Source organism: Thiobacillus thioparus DSM 505 (assembly GCF_000373385.1).
In the GTDB taxonomy this organism is placed as follows: Bacteria; Pseudomonadota; Gammaproteobacteria; order Burkholderiales; family Thiobacillaceae; genus Thiobacillus; species Thiobacillus thioparus.
The window spans coordinates 74,609-98,542 of sequence record NZ_KB891316.1 but is presented as its reverse complement, the minus strand read 5'-3'; the positions used below and the strand labels follow the sequence as shown (position 1 = coordinate 98,542).

Annotated in this window: 20 protein-coding genes; 17 read left to right on the top strand and 3 right to left on the bottom strand. The window is 58.3% G+C overall.

The annotated features are described in order from the left end of the window. Window positions 1-3 precede the first annotated feature (3 nt). The 11 genes from B058_RS0100510 to B058_RS0100460 all read left to right on the top strand — a co-directional run bounded on the left by B058_RS0100510 (window position 4) and on the right by B058_RS0100460 (window position 12,913). Complete coding sequence (locus B058_RS0100510) at window positions 4-1,098, top strand: DegT/DnrJ/EryC1/StrS family aminotransferase (protein WP_211208593.1); 1,095 nt, start codon at window positions 4-6, stop codon at window positions 1,096-1,098. Continuing rightward, the gene (locus tag B058_RS16120; RefSeq protein WP_018506500.1) at window positions 1,098-2,042 is read left to right on the top strand and encodes a hypothetical protein; all 945 of its coding nucleotides are present in this window, start codon (window positions 1,098-1,100) and stop codon (window positions 2,040-2,042) included. The genes B058_RS0100510 and B058_RS16120 overlap by 1 nt, the downstream gene beginning before the upstream one ends. Window positions 2,043-2,124: 82 nt before the next feature. Next, window positions 2,125-2,940, top strand: coding sequence for a glycosyltransferase family 2 protein (locus tag B058_RS17165; RefSeq protein WP_018506499.1), 816 nt, complete (start codon window positions 2,125-2,127; stop codon window positions 2,938-2,940). Between the two features lie 12 nt (window positions 2,941-2,952). Beyond that, a complete protein-coding gene (locus tag B058_RS0100495) occupies window positions 2,953-3,540 on the top strand; it encodes a methyltransferase domain-containing protein (protein ID WP_018506498.1) in 588 nt (195 codons plus the stop codon). Between the two features lie 26 nt (window positions 3,541-3,566). After that, the gene (locus B058_RS0100490) at window positions 3,567-4,655 is read left to right on the top strand and encodes a glycosyltransferase (RefSeq protein WP_018506497.1); all 1,089 of its coding nucleotides are present in this window, start codon (window positions 3,567-3,569) and stop codon (window positions 4,653-4,655) included. Window positions 4,656-4,811: 156 nt separating this feature from the next. Continuing rightward, window positions 4,812-6,758: an asparagine synthase (glutamine-hydrolyzing) gene (gene asnB, locus B058_RS0100485; protein ID WP_026240511.1), complete on the top strand. Its 1,947-nt coding sequence runs from the start codon at window positions 4,812-4,814 to the stop codon at window positions 6,756-6,758. Then, window positions 6,749-7,909, top strand: a complete 1,161-nt coding sequence (locus B058_RS0100480) for a glycosyltransferase family 4 protein (RefSeq protein WP_018506494.1) — start codon at window positions 6,749-6,751, stop codon at window positions 7,907-7,909. The genes asnB and B058_RS0100480 overlap by 10 nt, the downstream gene beginning before the upstream one ends. A 49-nt stretch (window positions 7,910-7,958) precedes the next feature. Continuing rightward, window positions 7,959-8,933 carry an MraY family glycosyltransferase gene (locus tag B058_RS0100475; RefSeq protein ID WP_018506493.1) on the top strand — a complete coding sequence of 325 codons (975 nt, stop codon included), beginning with the start codon at window positions 7,959-7,961 and terminating at the stop codon, window positions 8,931-8,933. Beyond that, on the top strand, window positions 8,923-10,758 hold the full coding sequence (locus tag B058_RS0100470) for a polysaccharide biosynthesis protein (RefSeq protein WP_018506492.1): 1,836 nt from the start codon (window positions 8,923-8,925) through the stop codon (window positions 10,756-10,758). Before B058_RS0100475 ends, B058_RS0100470 begins: the two co-directional genes overlap by 11 nt. After that, window positions 10,755-11,846: a glycosyltransferase family 9 protein gene (locus B058_RS0100465; protein WP_018506491.1), complete on the top strand. Its 1,092-nt coding sequence runs from the start codon at window positions 10,755-10,757 to the stop codon at window positions 11,844-11,846. The genes B058_RS0100470 and B058_RS0100465 overlap by 4 nt, the downstream gene beginning before the upstream one ends. An 8-nt stretch (window positions 11,847-11,854) precedes the next feature. Next, entirely contained in the window at window positions 11,855-12,913 is a 1,059-nt protein-coding gene (locus B058_RS0100460; protein WP_018506490.1) for a glycosyltransferase family 10 domain-containing protein, read from the top strand. A 31-nt stretch (window positions 12,914-12,944) separates the two neighbouring features. Here the strand turns inward: B058_RS0100460 and B058_RS0100455 are convergent, their stop codons facing one another. The 3 genes from B058_RS0100455 to thiO form a co-directional block, all read right to left on the bottom strand. After that, window positions 12,945-14,078, bottom strand: coding sequence for a glycosyltransferase family 4 protein (locus B058_RS0100455; RefSeq protein WP_026240509.1), 1,134 nt, complete (start codon window positions 14,076-14,078; stop codon window positions 12,945-12,947). Further along, a complete protein-coding gene (locus tag B058_RS0100450; protein WP_018506488.1) occupies window positions 14,057-14,983 on the bottom strand; it encodes a mitochondrial fission ELM1 family protein in 927 nt (308 codons plus the stop codon). The genes B058_RS0100455 and B058_RS0100450 overlap by 22 nt, the downstream gene beginning before the upstream one ends. Before the next feature lie 153 nt (window positions 14,984-15,136). After that, window positions 15,137-16,240, bottom strand: coding sequence for a glycine oxidase ThiO (gene thiO, locus B058_RS0100445; protein WP_018506487.1), 1,104 nt, complete (start codon window positions 16,238-16,240; stop codon window positions 15,137-15,139). Window positions 16,241-16,269: 29 nt separating this feature from the next. Here thiO and B058_RS0100440 point away from each other — a divergent pair, with 29 nt between their 5' ends. The 6 genes from B058_RS0100440 to B058_RS0100415 all read left to right on the top strand — a co-directional run bounded on the left by B058_RS0100440 (window position 16,270) and on the right by B058_RS0100415 (window position 23,933). Next, window positions 16,270-16,851, top strand: coding sequence for a GspH/FimT family pseudopilin (locus tag B058_RS0100440; protein ID WP_245539226.1), 582 nt, complete (start codon window positions 16,270-16,272; stop codon window positions 16,849-16,851). 176 nt (window positions 16,852-17,027) lie between these two features. Next, window positions 17,028-17,519, top strand: a complete 492-nt coding sequence (locus tag B058_RS0100435) for a GspH/FimT family pseudopilin (protein ID WP_018506485.1) — start codon at window positions 17,028-17,030, stop codon at window positions 17,517-17,519. Between the two features lie 8 nt (window positions 17,520-17,527). Beyond that, window positions 17,528-17,995, top strand: coding sequence for a type IV pilus modification protein PilV (gene pilV / locus B058_RS0100430; protein WP_018506484.1), 468 nt, complete (start codon window positions 17,528-17,530; stop codon window positions 17,993-17,995). Then, window positions 17,992-19,038, top strand: a complete 1,047-nt coding sequence (locus B058_RS0100425) for a PilW family protein (protein ID WP_081616694.1) — start codon at window positions 17,992-17,994, stop codon at window positions 19,036-19,038. Before pilV ends, B058_RS0100425 begins: the two co-directional genes overlap by 4 nt. Then, window positions 19,035-19,550 carry a pilus assembly PilX family protein gene (locus B058_RS0100420; protein ID WP_211208592.1) on the top strand — a complete coding sequence of 172 codons (516 nt, stop codon included), beginning with the start codon at window positions 19,035-19,037 and terminating at the stop codon, window positions 19,548-19,550. Before B058_RS0100425 ends, B058_RS0100420 begins: the two co-directional genes overlap by 4 nt. Before the next feature lie 24 nt (window positions 19,551-19,574). Continuing rightward, entirely contained in the window at window positions 19,575-23,933 is a 4,359-nt protein-coding gene (locus tag B058_RS0100415; protein WP_081616693.1) for a pilus assembly protein, read from the top strand. The last annotated feature ends 1 nt before the right edge of the window (window position 23,934 follow it).

Below are 23,934 nucleotides of genomic sequence, written 5' to 3'. Positions count from 1 at the left end.
TTGATGAACGATTTCAAGGCTGAGCCGCACGAGTTGCGTGAGGCGATGTTAGGCGCCGTACGGCGCGTGCTGGAATCAGGCTGGTATGTGCTGGGCAATGAGGTCGTTGCATTCGAAAGACAGTGGGCATCCGCGTGTGGCGTGAAACATGGCGTCGGGGTGGGCAACGGGATGGACGCAATCGAGATAGCCTTGCGTGCACTCGACATCGGCCCCGGCGATGAGGTGATCACCACGCCTATGACGGCCTTTGCTACAGTCCTTGCCATCTTGCGTGCGGGCGCGACACCCGTCTTAGCCGATATCGATCCGAAAACCGCGCTTCTCTCGATGGAAAGCGCGAGCCGTTGTGTTTCATCCAAGACCAAGGCCATTGTGCTGGTGCATCTATATGGGCAAGTCAGATCGATGGATGGTTGGGTGGCGTTCAGTACCAAGTACGGTATTCAGTTGATTGAAGATTGCGCCCAGGCCCATCTGGCAACTTGGCGAGGTAAAGTAGCAGGCAGCTTTGGCGCAGCTGGCGCGTATAGCTTCTACCCTACTAAAAACCTGGGCGCTCCCGGCGATGCCGGCATGGTCGTTACCCAAGATGAAACATTGGCCCAACGCGCCTGCCGGCTGCGCAACTATGGCCAGAGCGTACGCTACCACCACACTGAGCTGGGGCTAAACAGCCGCTTGGACGAAATCCACGCGGCCATGCTGACCGAACGACTAAAATGGTTGTCGGAGTTTACCGAACGTCGTCGCCAGATCGCTAAAGCTTATCGCGCCGGCATTCATAACCCAGCCATTCAGCAACTTGCCGCTCCCGAAGAGGCTGAAGCACACGTATATCATCTCTTTGCAATTACCTGCGAGCAGCGTGAAGCCTTGCAAACCCACTTGCAGCAGCAGCATGTTCAGTCGTTCATTCACTACCCCATTCCGGTTCACCATCAAGAACCGTGCAGGACGATCCAGCATGACCCGCTCGGCTTAGCTGCGTGTGAACAGCATGCGGCAACTTGCCTGTCGTTACCCTGTCACCCGCAGATGTCCGATGATGACGTCGCCCAGGTCGTAGCCGCCGTCAATGGGTTCCGGGCCAGATAATGGAACACTACGTCACCCTGTTCGATAGCCTGTTCCTGCCCCAGGGACTAGCACTACACATGTCCATGGAGCGGCATGTAAAGGACTACACGCTATGGGTATTGTGCGTGGATAACGAAACGCATGAGATATTGAGCAAGCTGCGTCTGCCAAATCTGCGGCTGCTTAAACTCGATCAATTAGAGACTGAAGAACTCAAGCATGTTAAACCCACTCGCACCAAGGGCGAGTATTGCTGGACATTGACGCCATTCGCGCCTCGATTTGTTTTCGACGCCGATTCTACCGTTACCCGTGTGACCTACCTGGATGCTGACCTGTGGTTTCGGAAGCACCCGGCGCCAATCTTCAGAGAGTTCGAGGCATCCGGTAAGCACGTGCTGATAACTGATCATGCTTATGCCCCGGAGAACGACGCAACGTCCACTTCGGGACAGTATTGTGTGCAATTCATGACCTTTACACGGGATGGTGGCGAGACAGTTAGAAAGTGGTGGGAAGAGCGGTGCCTTGAATGGTGCTATGCACGATTTGAGGACGGAAAGTTTGGGGATCAGAAATATTTGGATGACTGGCCTGAGCGATTTCCAGACTCTGTCCATGTCCTAAATGACAAAGAGTTGGCACTCGCGCCGTGGAATGCTACGAGATTCCCCTACGGAAATGGAATCGTGTGGCATTTTCAATCTTTAAGAATTGAAAAATATTCCAGAAGAGCATTCGCAGTATTTTTGGGACCCTATACGCTGCCACGCGTGACCTTGAGTTTTGTATATGCAGGCTATGTCGCCGAATTGCGAAAAGCCGTCGAGATATTGCTGCAAAATGGATTCGAAATACGGCCACAACAAAGACGAACGTTATTAAGCAAACTTAGAACCCGAACGCGTTTTGCTTATGGGCAAATACGAAAACTCTTTCCTGTGACAAGGATCCCGCTTTGACAGCGCCGACTCTTCCTGACCTGCCACCTAAAATCCATCGTCGAGCATGCATATATTAGGCCGCGCGGGGTTGAATTCCGAGATGCCAACGCTCCAACTGACTGCCAGTTCTTCCTTGATTGTGAAACAGGAGGGTGGCACGCGTCTCCAGGGAGTGAATAAGAAATCCGAACCTGGGAAGCCACTGATCACAGTTATTACGGTTGTCTTCAATGGTGCGGCCATATTGGAAAATGCCATTCAGTGTGTGGCGAGGCAGACCTACGATAATGTGGAATATGTCATCATTGACGGTGCCTCTGCTGACGGCACATTGGACATAATCAAAAAATATGAACATACAATTGATTATTGGCTGAGTGAACCAGACTGTGGGATTTATGATGCTTTCAATAAGGCTATAAGCAGGGTGTCCGGTGAATATTACCTTGTGCTCGGGTGCGACGATGAACTATTTGATGATGCAATACAACAAGTTGTAAATACCCAGTTGAAGCACGCTGAGGTTGATTTCGTCGTGGCCTCAATGTGGCTGGGGAATAGGCTAAGGAAAGGGATGCGCCCAAGTAAGGGATGGCTTGGGGCTCATGCCATGGTTAATGGGCATAGTGTAGGTATGCTGATTCGAACCAGAGTACATGATCAGCTTGGTCCCTATTCAACACGTTACACATTGTGTGCTGACGGATTGTTCATTAAAAAGCTCTTTTATTCATGGTTACGGGGTGTCGAATCAGATGTTGTCATGGGCCGCTTTGCCACTGGTGGGGTTTCGAACTCTAATCTCGCCCGGGGTTTGTGCGAGGGGTTTCAGGTGCAATTGGAAACGGAAAAACACAAGTTTTTGCAAGTATTGATTTTCATTGCGCGATTAATAAAAAATTTTCCTCGACTTTGACACGCATTGAAAATGCTGGATAAAAACGATTTCTTGAATCGGCTGGATCAACTCGATAAGGTCGCGCTGGAATTGGGGTGTGGCCCTAACAAAAAGCTGATGAGCGCCATAGGGATTGATGCCATTAATTACGAGGGTGTGGATATAGTTGGCGATATTTTCGAAGTTCTTGGAAAGTTTCCGGAAAAATCAGTGGACTCAGTTCACTCGTTCCACTTCTTTGAACATATAGCCAATTTTCAAGAGCTACTTAGCAATATAGCTCGGGTCTTGAGACCGGGCGGCCATCTCGAAGTAGTGGTCCCCCATTTTTCAAATCCTTATTTTTACTCTGATCCAACTCATAGAACCTTCTTTGGCCTGTATACGTTTTGTTATTACGCAAGCGAGTCTTTGTTCAGTCGTAAGGTGCCGACGTATCAGCACTCTATCCAATTTGATCTGATCGCTGTCGATCTCGTGTTTAAATCAACCCGCCCATTTTTTATTAGGCATGGGGTCAAAAAATTGTTTGGACTTATTTTCAACAGCGTTGGCTATATGCAAGAGTTCTACGAGGAAAATCTGAGCCATATTGTTCCCTGTTATGAAGTCAGGTAACGGCTCAGGAAAAAATAGCCCGTTCGATGCCGCGCTTAAAAGTTCTTGTTCTGGCCCGCTACACCAATCTCGGTGCCAGTAGCCGACTCCGCTTCTACCAGTTTCTCTCTTACCTTGAGGCTCAAGGCCTCCAAGTTGATAGTGCCCCCCTCTTTGACGATGATTATTTGACGCGTTTGTACGCGGGGTCTGGACCTGATTGGCCAGGGGTCGCCATGGCCTACCTGAAACGTGTTTCTGCTTTATGGCGTTCGAGGAAATACGATCTGGTTTGGCTGGAATACGAGGCTTTTCCCTGGTTGCCGGCCTGGCTGGAAATGGTATTGGGTTTGGGTGGGGTTCCCTATATTGTGGACTACGATGACGCCATCTTCCATCGCTATGATCTGCACCGCAATCGGTGGGTGCGCTCTCTGCTCGGCGGGAAAATCGACCGGATCATGGCAGATTCACAGCTGGTCATTGCCGGTAATCAATATCTTGCCGAACGGGCGTTGGCCGCAGGCGCGAAACGAGTGGAGATTTTGCCAACCGTAGTGGACACTACCCGCTACCAGCCCCAATGCAATACACAACCGGATGTTGTTACCATCGGTTGGATTGGTTCCCCATCAACACAGCGTTATCTAGATATCGTTCTTGGTGCCATGTCCAAATTGTGCCAGATGGGCAAGTCAATTCGACTGGTTGTAGTGGGCGGCAAAGTGCCAGTGCAAGCCAATCTACCCATTGTGAACATGGAGTGGAGCGAAGCGGGCGAGGTCGGCATGATCCAGTCTTTTGATGTGGGTATCATGCCTTTACTTGACAGTCCGTGGGAACGCGGCAAGTGTGGTTACAAGTTGATTCAGTACATGGCTTGTGGAAAACCGGTTGTAGCTTCCCCGGTAGGAGTTAACCAGAAAATCGTCGGGCACGGTATCAACGGCTTTCTTGCTGGAGACGAGGAAGAGTGGGTGAGCTATTTATTACGTTTGATCGAAGATCCATTGCTGCGTACGGAAATGGGAAAGAAAGGGCGTGCCAGGGTAGAGGCGGAGTTTAGTTTGGAACTGGCTTCGCCAAGATTGCTGTCGCTCATACGTGCTGCAGCCAGCAGATCAAGTCTTGGGTGATCTTCATGATTTACACAAGATAGACACAAATTCCAATTCATAAACAGCGTGGTGCCAATCTGGGATACCACCACACATTGCCTCTGGATCCTGTAATTGGCCTCTGCTCTAGAAACGAGAAATCTGTTTGCCCACGGGCTAAAGAAGGATTGATGGATGTGTGGTATTACTGGCTTTCTGGGGACTTCTTCAAGTGGCTCAGCTGTTGTTGCCGATCGGATGGCATCGGCCCTTTATCACCGTGGCCCCGATGATTCTGGTGTCTGGGTGGATGAACCAGCAGGAGTGGCACTGGCGCATCGCCGCCTGTCTATCCTAGACCTGTCTCCTGCCGGCCACCAGCCCATGGTGTCGCCATCAGGTCGTTATGTAATCGTTTTCAATGGCGAGATATACAACCACTTGGAATTGCGAGAAGCATTGCCAGATGGGAAGTGGCGGGGACACTCCGATACCGAGACGCTACTGGCGGCTTTTGAGTGCTGGGGAGTGGAGGCATCGCTTAAAAAGAGCGTGGGGATGTTCGCCATTGCGCTGTGGGATCGCGAAAGCCGCACGCTTACGCTGGGACGTGACCGATTAGGAGAAAAACCGCTTTATTATGGCTGGCAGAATGGCGTACTACTGTTCGGCTCGGAACTCAAGGCATTGCGGGCTCATCCGGCTTTCCAGGGTGTAATCAACCGTGACGCGCTGACGCTGTTTTTGCGGCACAACTATGTGCCTGTGCCTTATTCCATCTACCGCGGAATCAACAAGCTACCGCCTGGGACTTTCTTGCAGGTCAATGCGAGTGCCGCCTTGGCAAGCTCGAGTGTGATTCATCCGGTCAGCTATTGGTCGGCACGCGAAGTGGCAGAGATCGGCCAGGCAAACCTGTTCCGAGGCAGCGACAACGACGCGTGCGAAGCTCTGGAGGCTGTGCTCGGGCAGAGCATCAGGGGCCAGATGCTGGCGGATGTGCCGTTGGGGGCGTTTCTTTCTGGAGGGATCGATTCAAGTACCGTGGTTGCGCTGATGCAGACGCAGTCCAAGCGTCCGGTGAAAACCTTCACCATCGGATTCAATGAAGCAGGCTACAACGAGGCGGAGCATGCCCACGCGGTGGCACGTCATCTGGGCACCGAGCACACCGAGCTTTATGTGAAGCCGGAAGAGGCGCAGGCGGTGATCCCGCTGCTGTCGGGGCTTTACGACGAACCGTTTGCGGATTCCTCGCAGATTCCTACCTATTTGGTGTCGCGCCTAGCGCGCGAGCATGTGACAGTGAGTTTGTCCGGCGACGGCGGCGACGAACTGTTTGGCGGCTACAACCGCTATTTCTGGGCCCAAAACATCTGGCGGCGACTGGGCTGGCTGCCGCAATCCCTTCGCGCAGCGGTGGCTGGAGTGCTGACAACCTTGCCACCGACCACCTGGAATTCGGTGTTCAGGAAATTTGAACGGATGCTTCCCGCGAATCTGCGCTATGCCAATCCCGGCGACAAGCTGCACAAACTGGCTGAGATCCTGGCCGTGCGCAATCCGGAGGAAATCTATTGGGGGCTGGTATCCCACTGGAAGCAGCCTACACAGATAGTGAAATATGGAACCGAACCCCCCACCGTTTTGACCGACGCCAGCCAGTGGGCGAATGTTCCTGATCTGACTCATCGCATGATGTATCTCGATACGGTGAGCTATCTGCCTGACGACATCCTGACCAAGGTGGATCGAGCCGCCATGGGGGTCTCCCTCGAAACGCGCGTGCCTTTGCTGGATCACCGCGTTCTGGAGTTTGCCTGGGCACTACCGCTCACGATGAAACTGCGCGACGGACAGAGCAAATGGCTGTTGCGGCAGGTGTTGTACCGCCATGTTCCGCAGGAAATGATCGAGCGTCCCAAGATGGGGTTTGGTATTCCGCTCGATGTCTGGCTGCGGGGGCCGCTCAGGAGCTGGGCGGAGGAACTGTTGAACGCATCCAGTCTGGAGACGAGCGGTTATTTCCGGGCTTCCCTCATTCGCGACAAATGGGACGAACATCTGTCTGGGCGGCGCAACTGGTCGTACTACCTGTGGGATATATTGATGTTCGAGGCGTGGAGGCGGCAATGGCATTGAAAGTATGCCAACTCTGCGCGGTGGACTTTACGCTAGACAAGTTCCTGTTGCCGTTGGTGGACGGCATGATAGCCGTGGGTTGGGAGGTGGTGTCGGTGTGTTCGGATGGACCGGCTATTTCCCACTTGCGTCAGAGCGGCTATGCCATCAGGACCGTGAACATTCCGCGCAGTCTCAATCCGCTGCGTCTGATGCTGCCTTTCTGGCGTCTGTATCGTTTGTTCCGGCAGGAACACTTTGATCTGCTGCATGCGCATACGCCGGTGGCGGCGCTGATCGGACGTATGGCTGCACGGTTGGCAGGGGTGCCGATGGTGGTTTATACCGCGCATGGGTTTTATTTCCACGACGCGATGCCTGCCTGGAAGCGGCGGCTGTTCGTGGAAATGGAAAGGATAGGCGGCTGGTTTACCGATCTGCTGTTTACCCAGAGCAGTGAGGATGCACAAACGGCTGTCGAAGAAAAGTTGCTGCCTCCAGAACGGGTTCTGGCCGTAGGCAATGGTGTGGATCCAGACAGCTTCGATCCAGGTACAAGACGACCGCGCAGCGAGGTGAGGGCGGAACTGGGCCTGCCCACAGACGTGCCAGTGATCGGCATGGTGGGACGTTTGGTCGGGGAAAAGGGGGTACGCGAATTTCTGGCTGCTGCCGAAATGCTGGCGAAGGACCTTCCAAACGTATATTTCTTGCTGATTGGTGAACGGCTGGCGAGCGACCATGCAGACCCGATGGACGATGCCTTGAAGCGTGCCAGCAGCAGTTTGGGGGCAAGGCTGGTTCTGCCCGGCATGCGGAAGGACATTCCAGACCTGATGGGGGCGATGGATGTGTTCTGCCTGCCTTCTTACCGTGAAGGAATGCCCCGCACCATCATCGAAGCGATGATGTCGGGCTTGCCGGTGGTGGCCACCGACATCCGCGGGTCGCGCGAGGAAGTAGTGGCTAACGAAACCGGCCTGCTTGTTCCCGCGCGCGACGCGTCAGCGCTCACTCAGGCCTTCGCCCGTATGCTGCAAGCTCCGGCCGAGGCGCATGCCATGGGCGAGGCCGGCCGCAAGCGTGCCCTGCGGCTTTACGACGAGCACAAGGTTGTGGCGCTGCAGATTGATACAATTCGACGATTTGCTCGCCAATATCGACTCCTGTGATGCGACCGGCTCACGTGCTGGCGCAAAAATAGCGATAGGCCACAAGTAAATGCAGATGAGTGTTGACGCATGGGGAGCTCCGCTCGCCGCTTTCCTGCTGTGCTGGTTGACGCTGGCCTGGCTGCTGCGGCGTGGGGAACGCCTGCCGATGGACCACCCCAACGCCCGTTCGCTGCATGCCACGCCGACGCCACGCGTTGGCGGGCTGGGCATCATGGCAGGAGTGGGGGCCGCGAGCCTGTGGGGCGGCGATGGCACCTTGCTGCCGGTGGGCCTGGGGGCGTTCGCGCTGGCCGCCGTGTCGCTGCTCGACGACCTGCGGGGATTGTCGGTGCGGGTGCGTTTCTCGGCACATTTCCTCGCGGCGGCAGGCTGCCTGCTGGCGCTGGGGCTCACCGGCTGGGCCCTGCTGGTGGGCACGCTGGCGACGGTATGGATGACCAATCTCTACAATTTCATGGATGGTTCGGACGGCCTGGCAGGCGGCATGGCGGTCATCGGCTTCGGTGCGCTGGCGCTGGCCGCGTGGATGGGGGACGCTCATGGACTGGCCGTATTCTGCGCTGCGATTGCGGCGGCGGCGCTGGCGTTCCTGTACTTCAACTTTCCGCCCGCGCGCGTGTTCATGGGCGATGCCGGATCGATCCCGCTGGGATTCATGGCGGCCACGTTCGGCATCCTTGGGGCGCGACAAAACGTATGGCCCTGGTTGTTTCCGCTGCTGGTGTTTTCGCCCTTCATCGTCGATGCCAGCGTGACGCTCGCACGGCGGGGCCTGCGCGGTGAAAAGATCTGGCAGGCGCATCGTTCGCATTATTATCAGCGCGTGGTATTGCTGGGAGCGTCGCACCGCCAACTCGCCCTGGCAGCCTATGCCCTGATGCTGGTGGTTGCCGCGCTGGCATTCGTGTTGCTGATTCTGCCGCTGTGCGCCGTGTGGGTGCTTATACTGTCGGCGACAAGCTATCTGCTGATTTTTCGCGCCATCGACTGGCGCTGGCATCGATCCCGTAATGAACGTTAATCCCCGCACCGCCATCATCATCCTGCACGACATCCTGGTGGCGGCTTTCGCCTGGATGGGTGCCTACTGGCTGCGCTTCAATCTGGCGATGCCGCCCGAGTTCCAGGAGGCGGCCCTGTCCACGCTGGCCTGGGTGGTGCCGTTGCAGGCCGTGGTGTTCTGGCGCTTCGGTCTGTATCGCGGCATCTGGCGTTTCGCCAGCCTGCCCGATCTCAAGCGCATCGTGCTGGCGGTGGGTCTGGCTGCGCTGCTGGTTCCCGTGACGCTGATCCTGTTCCGTGTCCACGCGGTGGTCCCGCGTTCGGTGCTGATTCTCGATCCGTTGCTGTTGGTGATCGTGATGGGAGGCAGCCGCCTGGCCTATCGGGCGTGGAAGGAGCACCGGCTTGCCAGCGTGTTGCGTCCGGACAGCAAGCCGGTATTGGTGGCTGGCGCAGGTTCGGCGGCGGATTTTCTGCTGCGCGAACTGGCGCGGAATCCGGCGGGTTTTCACGTGGTCGGTCTGCTGGATGACAATCGCGACAAACAGGGGCGGCTGGTGCAGGGCCTTCCTGTTCTGGGCGCGTTGGACGATGTTGTGGCCTGCGCGAAGAAAATGGAGGTGGACGACATCGTGCTGGCGTTGCCGTCGGCCGCGCACGCCGTGCGCAAGCGCATCACCCAACTCTGTACCGAAGCCGGGTTGAACGTGATGACCATCCCGTCGCTCGAGGATCTGGTGGCGGGCCGGGTGTCGGTGTCCAGCCTGCGTCGTGTCGAACTTGACGACCTGCTGGGACGCGACCCGGTGCAGCTCGACGACAGCGGCCTGCACCAGTTGCTGACCGGCCAGGTGGTGATGGTGACCGGTGCCGGCGGCTCGATCGGTTCGGAACTGTGCCGCCAGATTGCACGCTTTGTCCCGGCGAAACTGGTTCTGTTCGAGCAGTCCGAACTGGCACTGTATGCGATGGAGCAGGAGTTGCCGCAGCATTTTTCCCAACTGAAAATTGTGCCGGTGATCGGCGACGTGAAGAATGCAGTCTGGCTGAGCCAGGTGATGGCCGAGCATCGGCCGGCCGTGGTGTTCCATGCCGCGGCTTACAAGCACGTACCGTTGATGGAGAATGACAATGCTTGGGAAGCCGTGCGCAACAATGTGCTCGGCACGCAGGTGGTCGCAGCGGCGGCGCAGGCGCAGGGTGTCGGCAAGTTCGTGATGATTTCCACCGACAAGGCGGTCAACCCGACCAATGTGATGGGGGCGACCAAGCGCCTCGCCGAGATGGCCTGCCAGGCGATGCAGCAACCGGGCGGCACGCGCTTCGTGTCGGTGCGCTTCGGCAACGTGCTCGGTTCGTCCGGCAGTGTGATTCCAAAATTCCAGAAGCAGATCGAGGCGGGCGGACCGGTGACGGTGACCCATCCCGACATCATGCGCTATTTCATGTCGATTCCCGAAGCGGCTCAGCTGGTGTTGCAGGCGGGCTTGATGGGTGAGGGTGGCGAGATTTTCGTGCTCGACATGGGCGAGCCGGTCAGGATTGCCGAATTGGCCCGACTCATGATTCGGTTGTCGGGTGCGGACGAAGACCGTATCCGCATCGAATACACCGGGCTCCGCCCCGGCGAAAAGCTTTACGAGGAATTGCTTGCCGATGACGAATCCACCCTGCCGACGCCGCATCCCAAGTTACGGGTGGCCAAAGCACGCAGGGCAGATGCTGACTGGTATGCCGAATGCCTGGCTTGGCTTGCCTATCCGGGCGCTTACGATGAGGCGACAGTCAAACGCCAGTTGAAGACCTGGGTGCCGGAATATCAACCCCAATTGTCTCCAGCATGAATGCGGTACAACTCGACAGGATCCGGCGTGTCCTGGTCATCAAGTGGAGTGCGCTGGGCGACGTGGTGACCGCCAGCGCACTCATGGAAGACATTGCGCGTGCCTTGCCGCACGCCGAGATACATCTCAACACGCAGCCCAACTGCAGCGGCCTGTTTGCGCACGATCCGCGTTTTTCCGAGGTATGGGCGATCGACGTGCGCAGTAAAACCCGGCGTTGGGCCAATAGCCTCGCGTGGCTCAAGAAAATACGTGCCGGGCATTACGATCTGGTCGTCGACCTGCAACGCTCGGATCATTCCCGTTTCCTGCTCACGCTGCTCTGGCTTGCTGGCCGTGCGCCGCGCATCCGCGTCGGCAACCGCGGGGGCCTTCCCTATACACATCAGCCGGCGCTGCGCGATCCTCGAGCCCATGCGTTCCCGATGATGCAGTCGGTATTACAGGCGATCGGCATCCCCACGCGAACCTTGCATCCGGTGCTGTATCCCGCACCGGACCGTGCACCGTTCATCGAGCAGTTGCGGCGTGAACATGGCCTCGGCGAGAATGATTACGTCGTGCTGCTGCCCGGGGCGGCTGCCGCACACCCGCTGAAACGTTGGGGCACGCAGCGTTTTGCCGAACTGGCGCAACGGCTGCACCAGCAGGGTATGGAAAAGATCGTCCTGATCGGCGGGCCGGACGAGGTGGATGTCTGCGCTGAAATCGCGACCCTCGGGGAATGGGTGGTCAATCTGAATGGCCGGCTCCAGTTACTGGATATTGCGCCGCTGTGCGCAGGCGCTGCCGCAGTCGTCGGCAATGACACCGGCACCGCACATTTCGCCTCGATAGCCGACAGGCCCTTGCTTGTTCTGTGCGGCCCGACCGACCCGCGTCGGGTCAAGCCGATCGGGCCGCGGGTTGTTGCGATCCAGGCCGAGCTGCCGTGCATCAGTTGCTATGCCAAGACCTGTAGCAATCCGGACACCCATGCCTGCATGAAAGCGATCACGCCGGAATGGTTGGCGGCAGAATTGCCGAACCTCATCGCTGGCAACCTGAAGGCCGGGCAGGACCTCCCCGGCAGTTTGCGCAGCTTCTGAGGCCGACCATGACCAAGTCGCGGCTACGCGTCAAAGTGATCAGTTCCACGCCCACGTCGACCTGGCTTCACCAATTTCCCCACAATGAGCCCGTATGGGGCGAATGCGAATTCGTCTTCGAGCGTGAGGCGCGGGATTACGACTGGTTGCTGGTCTACGACGACGTGCCCGCGAGACCGGGGGAGGCAAAGAAAGTCAGCCGCGAGCCGCTGGCCTGCCCGCACGAGCATACGCTGCTGGTGACCATGGAGCCTTCGTCCGTCAAGATTTATGGCAATGACTATGCGCGACAGTTCGGTGCGGTGCTGACCAGCCAGCCCGAGTGGGCGTTGCGGCACCCCAACCGGATTTACTCGCAGTCGGCGCTGCATTGGTTCTACGGGGTGGGACGGCATCGGACCGTGCCGTTCGACGACATCCTGGGCGAATCGCCACAAGACAAATCCCGCAATGTCTCGATGGTGTATTCGCCCAAGGCGATGCGGCATACCTTGCACTATCACCGTGCGCGCTTCATGCGCGAGCTGGTGGAGTTGATGCCCGAGCTCGATACGTTCGGCCGCCACAGCGCACGGCCGCTCGACGACAAGGCCGACTGCCTTCGCGCCTATCGTTACCACGTCGCGATCGAAAACTATATCGGCGAGCACCACTGGACGGAAAAGATTGCCGATCCCTTCCTGGGGCTGGCGCTGCCTTTCTACTGTGGCTGCCCCAATCTGGAGGCGTATTTTCCGGAAGAAAGTTTTATCCGTATCGATATCCATGACGCGGCTGGAGCCGCCGCGTTGATCCGAGAGGCGATCGCGAACCGTGAATTCGACAAGCGCCTGCCGGCGATCGTCGAGGCCAAGCGGCGTGTCATGTTCGAATACAACCTGTTTGCCGTGGCCGCTCGTGAAATTGCACGCCTGCATCGCGAGGGCGCAAAACCGGAAACGGGGGCGGCAATTCTGTCGCGCCGCGCCATGCGCATGTCCAGCCCAGCCACCCTGTTTCGGGACGTGTATGGCAAGCTCCGGGGACGGCTGCGCCATCTGCCCGGGGCGATCAGCGGAAAATCCTGACCGCTGCGGATCTGTATCGATAGCGTCTGCTTTATTTGGTGCGCGGTGCGCGGGCGAGCTCGGTATAGACGTCGAGCGTGGCTGTCAGCATGCGTTCCAGCGTGAACGGATTCTGTTCGGGTACGCGAGGCGGGGCATCCAGCCACCGCAGGGTTTTCCGGGCGGCCTGGCCGATGTCGCCGACGGGAACCGCACCTTCCGGCAGGATGGCCGCCAGTTGCTCTTTCACACCCCCGTGGTCATAGGCGATCAGCGGCTTGCCGAGGCTGAGCGCTTCCAGGCTGACCCGGCCAAACGCTTCGGGTTCGCGCGAGAGCGAATACACAATATCGCTGATGGCCATGATTTCCCGAAGGTCTGCGCGATGGCTGATGAAACTCAGATGCTGACACACGCCAAGACGTTTGCTGCGCGCTTCCAACTCGGCCATGAATGCCTGCTTCCTTGGATGGGTTTCGCCCACGATCAGGCCGTGGACATCGGGCCGAGTCTTGAGAACTTGTTCCAGCATGTCGATAAAGTCGGTCTGGCCTTTCCAGCGGGTCAGACGGGCGGGCAGCAACAGGATTTTCTTGCCTGCCAGGCCGGGATGTTCCTGCTGCCACTGGCGCATCCAGTCGTCAGGGGGCGTGTAACCCGACGGAAATTGCTCGGGGTCGACGCCCCGATAGATCAGGCGCACATTTTCCTGTGGCACCTTCGGGTAATTCCTGACGATGTAATTGATGATCATTTTTGAGATGGCGATGACCCGTTCGCCCTTCGTCATGACTGCGCTGTAGGCACTTACCGAATAGGGGCCATGCACCGTGGTGACGAAACGCGGTCGAGTCGACGGATTCATGCCGCGCCAGGCCAGCCAAGCGATCCAGGCAGGCACGCGCGAACGTGCGTGGAGGATGTCCACTTTCTCTTCCGTCAGGAATTTTCGCAGTTTGCCGACGAGCAGCAGCGTCTTGAGCGATTTCTTGCCGATCGGCCAGGTGAAATGTTCGGCACCGGTTTTCGTCAGGGGGGCAACCAGCCGTCCGCCTGCCGATATCACCAGAGCCCGGTGGCCTTGCTTCACCAAGGCCTGCGCTACTTCGAGTGTGCCGCGTTCGACGCCGCCGGATTGCAGGGCGGGCAGCAGTTGCAGGACGGTCAGTTTTTTTTCTTCAGCCATTCAAGAATCCATTCGGCACACCGGTCGGCCTCGGCCAACGGGTGCAGGTTGGGATGGAGCGTGCCGCTCGCGCACCAGCGCACGAAGCGGGTAATGCGTTGCGAATCGGCAAGTCGTGCGATCGCCTGGCCAACGCGGCTTTTCGGGTTGACCGGCAGGTCGAATACGCCGACATCGGCACCTGCCGACAGGGCTTCGAACACCATCGAGGCGCTGTCGGGCGTGACCCATACGATGCCGCATCGTGCAAACTGTGCCGGCAGCCAGTCGGGCGACGTCGCGGTATGCGGAACCACGGTCAGGGTGGCGGCGGGTGGCAGCTCCGCCAGAAATTCGGGCGGCGTGCGGCGCGAGGTGGTGAGCGTCCATAGCGTGTCGGGTGTACGTGTGAGGATGCTCTTGATCTGAAGCTGGATGGCGTCGCTGTCCCATTCGAAATGCGGCGAGAGGCCGCCGATCAGAAGCAATCCATGATGTGTATCGCTGTTGGCCGCAGTGCGCATGCGGTTCAGGGCGCCTTCCGTCACGAGCGTACGCATATCAGCTGCGATGCCGTCGTGCCGGGGCACAATGCAGAGGTCGAACCAAGCGCGCGGCAGGCTCGGTTTCATCAGGACGACGACCTGTCCCCCACGCGCACGTCGTGCCGCCAGTAGCGTCATGTGTGTGGCGTGCCCTGCGCCCACGATCAGATCGGGGGAGGGAAGTGCCTTGCCCGGAATGTGCTTCAGTAGCAACGCCAGCCAGGAGCGCCAAGCCGGCAAGGCGGGAAGCATATGGGTTTCGGTTGGCGTGGCGCGCGCCAGTGCCTCGACCAGTCCCAGCGATTGATTGACATGCCCCGGTTTGCCGTCGCTGACGATCCAGACCGTCAGGGCTGGGCGGTTGCCGGTTGCCTCAGTCAATGGACACCCTTGTCATTCCTGCCAGCCTTTGTATAGATGGGGTCGCACGAACCGATTATTGTTTTCATCGCATGGCAGAAGCAGCGTGGCTTGAGTGGCGCAAAGTGTAAACCATCTTGTCAGGGCGCGCCGAGTGCTTGCCCATGGGAACACCTAGAGTGCGTCGGTCCACCCGCGTTCGCGCGCAGCTTCCCAACGATAGGGTGCGGGGTCGACGGCTGGCATGGTGTCCTCCATCAGGTCGGTCAGGAGCTCTGCCGACGCAGGCGCCAACGTGACGCCATAGCGGTAATGTCCTACGTTGACGAAGACATTGTCGAAATCGGGATGGCGGTCGATGACTGGAAGATTGTCGGGTGAACCGGGACGCAGACCGGCCCAATGCCTGATGGGTTGAAGCTCTTCCAGGGAAGGCAGCAATTCGGCCGCCTCAACGTGCAGGCGCTGGCGTGTGGGTGCATCGGTGGTCTTGTCGAACCCGGCGTCTTCCAGCGTGCTTCCAGCCAGCACATGGCCGTCGCGGCGTGGAATCAGATACAGACCCTTGCGGTACAGGATCGTATCAAGCATGCCGGGTTCCTGTTTGAATAGCAGCATCTGGCCGCGTATCGGACGGATATTCGGGACACCTGTTAGATTGGGTAGCGCGATGCCTGACCACGCCCCGGTAGCTACGACGAACCGATCCGCCGTGTACGTGTCCTGTGCCGTGTGGACTGCCACCATATGCTTTGCACGGATGGTGACCGTTTCCACCGCGCTGTGTACATGGATGATCCCGCCCAGGCGTATCACGGCTTCGCGCAAGGCCGCGACCAGGCGCGGATTACGCACCTGGGCGATATCAGGCAGCCAGAGGCTTTCGCCTGCCTGTGTGAATTGGCGTTGCGCCGTCAGATCATGCGTTTCGCACCAGGCAAGTGCCTCGTCGATCCGGGGTTCGCTCGATACCTGCATCCCGCAGCACCAGTATTCGGCACTGCGTCCGCAGTATGCCTCGATATCCGCCACCCAGTCCGCATAGCCGGCCATCGAGCGCAGCGCCAGCGTGGAGAGCGCTTCGGTGTAATCCCACGGCAGCAGCGGCGACAGAATCCCCCCGCCCGCCCACGACGACTCGGCCCCTACGTCTCCGCGTTCCAGAAGCGTGACGCCATGGCCGCGTTTTAATAAAGCCAGCGCTGCGCTGAGGCCGGAAACCCCCGCGCCCAGGACGATGACGGACGTTCGCAGCCCCGGATTGCCTGGCTCATGCATGGGCTGAACCTACGACTAAAGTTGTATAGATGCGTCGTCTACAGCGTGGCAAGCTGACATTCCCATATAAAAAAGCGAGGGAGGGGGAAATGGGATGGCGTGGCTTCACACTGGTGGAACTGCTGGTTGTGCTGGCGGTAGGGTCGATTTTATTGGCGATTGCTGTTCCAGGCTATGGATTTCTGACGAGCACCAGCAGGCTGGCGGCCGTGACCAACGATCTGGTGACGGACCTGCAACTGGCGCGGTCCGAAGCCGTCAAGCGGGGCATGCGCGTTACTGTGTGCAAGACAGGCGATGCGGGGGCCGTCCCATCGGCTTGCGATGCCACGGCCAACTGGCACGAGGGCTGGCTGGTATTTGTCGATGGTGGCACGCCTGGTGTGGTCGATTCGGGTGACGTGGTGTTGAGAGTACAGGACACTGTCAATTCAGCGGTGATCATCACTACAGGCACGAACTACAGCCGCTACGTCAGCTATCTTCCAACTGGGAGAAGCCAGGGGTTAAGTCTGCCCAATGGCACCATCCAAATTTGTAACTCGGGCAATCGACGCGACATCATTATCAATAACACTGGGCGTCCCCGTCTCCTCTCAGGTATCTGCTGATCTCGCCAGCTGCTCAAGTTGGTCTCGCCCGTGACGTTAAGTATTGTGGATTGCTGAAACACAGTGCCGGCGGGGTTTGGCCGTTCATAAACCCAATCCTGCCATTCGTCTTGCGGAACTGGACATCACCGCCCCCGCTTCTTAAGGTGGCAGCGTGAAATGAGAACCTGAATAACATGATCGACGCCTCGGACACATCGCGCGGCTTTACCCTGATCGAATTGCTGGTCACACTGGCCGTGGCGGTCATTCTGCTGACCGTTGCCGTCCCGAATTATCAGATGTTCGTGATGAACAGCCGCATGGCATCGCAGGCCAACGAAATCGTCGGCGCGCTCAGCCTGGCGCGCAGCGAGGCCGTCAAGCGGGGCGCTCAGGTCAGCGTGTGCGCCAGCAGCAATGGCAGCAGTTGCACGGGCGGCTGGATGCAGGGCTTGATCGTGCGCGATGCGTCGGGCGTCATTCGCGTGCAGCCTGCCCTCACCGGTGGCAACACGCTGTCGGCCGGCGCAGTGACCACCATTACCTATACGCCGAATGGCCGCACCACCCTTGCTGCGGCCACCACCCTGACGCTGTGCCCCCCCGCCCCCGCCACCGTCAAGGGGCGGGCCATCCAGGTCGAGCTGACCGGGCGCCCGTACGTCGCCGACGCTGTCTGCCCATGAGGATGCGAATGAAACAGTCCGGTTTTACCCTGCTCGAAGTGCTGGTCGCGGTGCTGGTGCTGGCCATCGGCCTGCTCGGCCTGGCTGGCCTGATGACGGCCAGCGTCCGCAACAACCAGAGCGCGTACCAGCGCACCCAGGCCACCTGGCTGGCCTACGACATCGTCGACCGCATGCGTGTCGACCGGGCCGCGGCGTTGGCCAGCAATTACAACACGGCCCTTGGCAGCCCGGCCACCTGCGCAGCGACCCCGGTCCTGGCCGGCGCGACGATGGCAGCGAACGAACTGACCGACTGGAAAAACCAGGTCGCCTGTGCGCTGCCAGCCGGGGATGGTGCAATAGCCGTTCAAGCCAATCGCACCGTAACCATCACGGTGCAGTGGAACGATAGCCGAGGAGTCGGGAAGCACGACACGAGCACAGGTAACGCCGGCGACTCGGCCCAGCAATTCACGATCCAGACCCGGCTATGAAAACACCCATGACCCCCACTCAGGCAAAATCTCAGGCCGGCTTCAGCCTGGTCGAACTCATGGTGGCGATCACTATCGGGTTCATTGTGGTCGGCGCGGTCGGCTACCTCTACATCGGCAGCCGGGGCGCTTTCCGTACCGCCGACAACATGTCGCGCATGCAGGAAACCGCGCGCTATGCAATGGACACCCTGACCCGCGACATTCGCATGGCTGGCTATCGCGGCTGTGCGAGCGGCAGTGGCACGTTCAACAACACTCTGAACAACAGTTCGCTCAACGCCTACAACTTCGGTCAGCCGCTCGCCGGCTACGACGCGCAGAGCGCCAGCTGGTCGCCCGCCCTGCCCACCGGAACCGGCGGGCTGGATACGCTGAACATCCTGCCCGGGACGGATGCCGTCGTCCTGCGCAGCACGGCAGGCATGGGCGCGTACGTGACACAGCAGCCGGGCAACACCTCGGCCGATCTCAAGGTTACGACGCCTAACGATCTGGCGATCGGCGACATCGCCATGGTGACCGATTGCACGAATGCCACTGTTTTCCAGATTACCAATTTCAACTCAACGGGGGGCGGGCAGAACGTCGTTCACAATACCGGCACGGGAACGCCGGGCAACGCCACCCAAGATCTTGGCCACAACTTCGTCAACGGCGAAATTGCCAAGATGCAGAGCAAGACCTATTTCATCCGCACGGGTGCGAGCGGTCGTCCCGCGTTGTGGGTGTACGACAACTTCCTCGCCACCAGCGCGAGCAATCCCGTGGAACTGGCTGACGGCGTCCAGAACATGCAGATCCAGTACGGCATCGATACCAATTCGGACGGCGCCGTGGACAGCTACGTCACGGCCGGTGCGGTCGCGAACTGGGACCGGGTGGTGGCGGTCAGGATCAGCCTGCTGATGGCCAGCCCCGACAACAATATCGTCACCTCCCAGCAAACCTACAACTACAACAATGCCGCCGTGCCTGCCGGGGACCGGCGCATGTACCAAGTCTTGACAACCACGATCGGGGTTCGCAACCGCCTGCCATGAACACGATGACCCATACCGTGCCGCGCGCCGAGCGTGGTGTCGCCCTCATCACCGGCCTGATCTTCATGGTCGTCCTCACCCTGATTTCGATGGCGGCGCTGCGCACCACCCTGCTCGAAGAAAAAATGTCAGGCAATGCACGCGATATCGATCTGGCGTTCCAGGCCGCCGAGGCAGCTTTGCGCTCAGGCGAATCGGTTCTCAACGGTGCATCCTTGCCTACTTTCGCAGCAACAGGGGCCTATCTGACGCCAAGCAGTACCCGCAGCAATACGTCCTACTGGATACAAACGCACAACTGGGGAACGGATTCAGTTGCGGTCTCCACCGTCCCGGCTGGTGTCTATTCGGCCCCCAGTTTCGTGGTCGAGCAGATACCCAGTGGGGTCGCAGGCGGATTCAGCTTGAAGTCCGGCCCGATAACCGAGTCGGGCATGTATCGGATTACTGCACGCGGGACCGGCGGCAATCCCAATACCCATATCTATCTGCAGGAAACTTATCGCCGCTAGTGCCGATACTCTGGAGCATCGAACATGAAACGCATCAACGCCCTCATACTCGGACTGGTCCTCGCCACACTGTCGCCATTGGCTGGCGCGGCAGTCGATATTGCCCAAAAGCCGGTGTTCCTCAACCCGCCTGACCCTCGCATGATGCTGGTCATGTCGCGCGATCACCAACTGTCGATGAAGGCCTATAACGACTATTCCGACCTGAATGGTGACGGCGTATTGGACACAAGTTATACCGATACAGTCGAATATTACGGTTACTTTAATCCTAAGCGCTGCTATAGCTACACTTCTGGAAGTGGTGGCCGTTTCGAGCCAGCGGGAACGGCTGGCGGTTTAAATAGCCACGAATGTTCGTCTCAATGGAGTGGTAATTTCCTTAACTGGGCAGCCATGACACGGATGGACGTGCTACGCAAGGTGTTATACGGCGGCTACCGCTCAACCGATAATAATGGCACTGCGCTGGGGGACACGGTACTGGAACGTGCCATGCTTCCGAATGATGTGCATGCGTTTGCCAAAATATTTGCGCCGGCCGGTGGTGCGACGGATGTGGCGAAATTTACGCCTTACTCATATTCGTCAATTTCAATTTGTAACGTTACGCCTGCCACGAGTGGCCAGTCGAATAGTACGACCGTAGCGCCTGCGCTTCAGGTTGCCTCGGGGTCCTGGACCAACTGGGCGTTTTATGACGGCCAGCAATGCGGTGCAGGTAGCGGTGCTGTGGGAGATAAACCTTCATCAGGATCCATTACTACCCTGACTGCGCGAGTTGCAGTGTGCGTGTCCGGCAAAGAGGAAGATAACTGCACGACGTATGGGAGCAATAAGAAACCTACTGGCTTATTGCAGAAATATGGGGAAAGCACAGCTGCTGCCCGGGTGCGTTTTGGACTCTTGACGGGGAGCTATAGCAAAAACAAGTCGGGAGGTGTTCTGCGTAAAAATACTACTTGGATGAGTGGAAACACAACAGCAACTGACAACGAGATTAACACCGCAACTGGACAATTCATCAACCAGGGCGCGAGCGATTACGGTATCGTCAACACCATCAACCGGTTCCGGATTGCCGGCTGGGATTTTGGCACGCATAAGTATCAATACAACTGTGGCACGCCAGGAATTCTCACCTTTAACAATGGCGAGTGCGTCGACTGGGGCAATCCCTTGTCCGAAATGTATCTGGAAAGCTTGCGCTATTTTGCCGGCAATACATCGCCGAGTAATGCCTTTGACACATCAGATGCCAGTATCATCCCCAACCTGCCCAAGGTGACCTGGAGTGATCCGTTGCCGAGTACCGAATGGTGCGCGCTGTCTAATACCATCGTGCTTTCCACGGGCCTGGGCTCATTTGACGACGACGACTTTTCTTCAGCATCTGATGTACCCGGCCTGAATCCGGCGGTGTTGACGACGGCGGTGGGGACCAAGGAAGGAATTTCCGGCAGCTATCTGATCGGTGACAACTCCGTGACCTCGGATAACCAGTGCACGGGCAAGACGCTAGCGGATCTGAAAAATGCCAAGGGCATCTGTCCCGAAGGCCCGAGCCTGAAAGGTACCTATTTCATCGCCGGCCTGGCGTATTCCAACCAGACGGTGGATTTACGTCCGCTATATAAGGCTGATCGCACTAATCGCTGGGGCGATCCGAGCAAGGGCAACTATAAGCCGGACTACGCGGCGCGTCAGCCGATGGGCACCTATACGGTTGCGTTGGCCGAAAGCCTGCCCAAGCTGGAAATCCCGGTATCTGGCGGGACGATCAGTTTCCTGCCCGCCTGTCAGGCAAACAGCGACCCGAACGCGACGGCTTCCACTTCAGGCTGGCGTGTATGCTCGCTGACGGATATGAAAGTGCTGAGCCTGAACATGTCAGGCGGCAATATCGTCAGTGGTCAGTTGGAGATGTCCTGGGAGGACTCCACCTGGGGCAATGACTACGACCTGGACGGCAAGGAATTGATCGATTTCTGCGTCGGCACGGCCTGTTCGCCGGCAGTGTCCTCCAATGAATTCAAGATTACTGCACAAACCAATTATGCCCAAGCGGGACACACGCTTCGCTTCGGCTACACTGTGACCGGAAGCGACGCGGACGGAACCTATCTTGATATCCTGCGACCCGGGGGCCAGAATTTCACCTCGATCGCAACCCGTCCTGGAACGGTAACAGGGCCGACCTACAGAACCTTTGATCTTGGCTCCTCTGCAGCAAAGCTGCTGGAAAACCCGCTCTGGTATGCGGCTAAATACGGCAGCGCCGATTATCTGAGCGGGAACTGGGACGTCAAAAACAATAAAACAGGTGCAGCAGGTGCGGATGGTGTCCCTGACAATTACTTCAAGGTGACCAACCCTGCTGGCCTGTACGACGCGCTGGGCAAGGTATTTGAGGCGGCGGCCACGGCTGATGCGTCGGCGTCCGCCATCGCCACCAACTCCACCCGCCTGGACACCAACACCCACGTTTATCAGGCCTTGTTCCATACGCCGGGCTGGTATGGCGAACTGAAGGCCATTCCGCTGAGTTCGACGGGTGCGCCAGGTACCCCAAGTTGGGATGCCAGCGATAGCACCAATATCCCGGCTGCCGCTTCACGCAAGATCGCAACCTGGGACGGCTCGGCCTGGAATGCCGGCGCTGGGTCCGACTTCCTCTGGGGGGCGATCACCAGCACGCAGAAAAACGCGATCGACAGTGCGAATGCTTCCAACGGAAGCAGCCCCGTCCTTGATTACATACGGGGAGATCAATCGAACGAGGCGAATGGAACCTACCGCAAACGCAGCACGCTGCTGGGCGACATCGTCAACTCGGACCCACATTATGTGGCGGTTGAAAGCTACGGTTACGATCAGCCGGGCAGCGGCCTGTCTGCCACTGAGCAGGCTGCCTACACGACCTTCCGTACCACCTTCAAGGCGGGCCGGAAACCAGCGCTTTATGTAGGCTCCAACGACGGCATGCTGCATGCCATCAATGCATCCGACACGGCAGCGGGGGGCGGTGGACAAGAATTGTTCACCTACGTGCCCAATGCCGTCATTCCGAATTTGAAGAATCTGGCCAGTCCGACCTACCAGCACCAGTATTTTGTCGACGGATCACCCAATTCGGGTGACGCGTATCTGGGAGCGGCTTGGAAAACCGTCCTGCTGGGTACGCTCGGGGCAGGTGGCAAGGCGGTATTCGCGCTGGACATCACCGACCCGGATGCGTTCGATGCAAGCAAGGTCATGTGGGAGTTCACCGATACAAACGACCTCGGCAACATCATGGGACACGCATTCGTGGCGCGTATGAACGATGGCAACTGGTATGCCGTGTTCGGAAACGGCTACAACAGTGCCAACCAGCATGCGTTGCTGTATATGGTGCCGCTGGACAAGTCGCTGGGCTTGCCCGTGATCAAGATCGATACTGGGGTCGGCACCGACAACGGCCTGTCCGAACCCGCTTTGCTGGATACGACCGGCGACCGCATCGTCGATGCGATCTATGCGGGCGATCTGAAAGGCAACGTGTGGAAGTTTGATGTGAGCGGTGCTACGACGGGTTCTTGGAAAGTCGCATACAAAACCGGCTCAACGCCATCCCCGCTATTCCAGGCGATGATCGGAACGACAGCGCAGCCCATCACCAGTCCCCTGGAGATTGGTGCGGCGCCGAGCGGACAGTCGGGCTACATGATCTACTTCGGCACCGGAAAATACTTGGGCAACTCCGATATCGGCCCGACCAATACGCAAACGGGGTATGGCATCCTGGATTCCGGCTCGAAAATCACTAATGGCCGTAGCGATCTGCAAGGGCAGAGCTTCGTGTACGAGGGCCCGTATTCGGCCACCAACTCGGACGTGGTGCGTGTGGTCAGCACCACTGCGTTCAGCTATTCGGGAGGATCCGCCAAGAAGGGCTGGTATCTCGACCTGCTGTCGCCCAACACGCCGACGAACCTGGGTGAGCGCATCGTCAGCGTGCCGTTGCTGCGTTACGGACGCGTGATCTTCACGTCCATCGTGCCGTCCGCGGCAGTGTGCGACCAAGGGGGCTACAGTTGGCTGACGGAGGTGGATGCCTTCACGGGGGCAGGGCTGCCTTACAGCGTGTTCAACTTCAATGGCGACACCGTCTTCGACAGTTCGGATTATGTGAGCTACACCTCGGGTGGCTCTACGGTGAATGCTGCAGTCAGCGGCAAAAAACTCGCCAGTGAGGGCTTGCTCAAGTCGCCTACCGTCATCAGCGCGGGCGAGAAAGAATACAAAGTGGGCAGTGGCACCGCAGGCGGTATCGTGGTGGTGGAGGAAAAGGGAACGACAGGTGTTCCCAGGACATCGTGGCGTCAGCTTTTCCCGCAGTAAG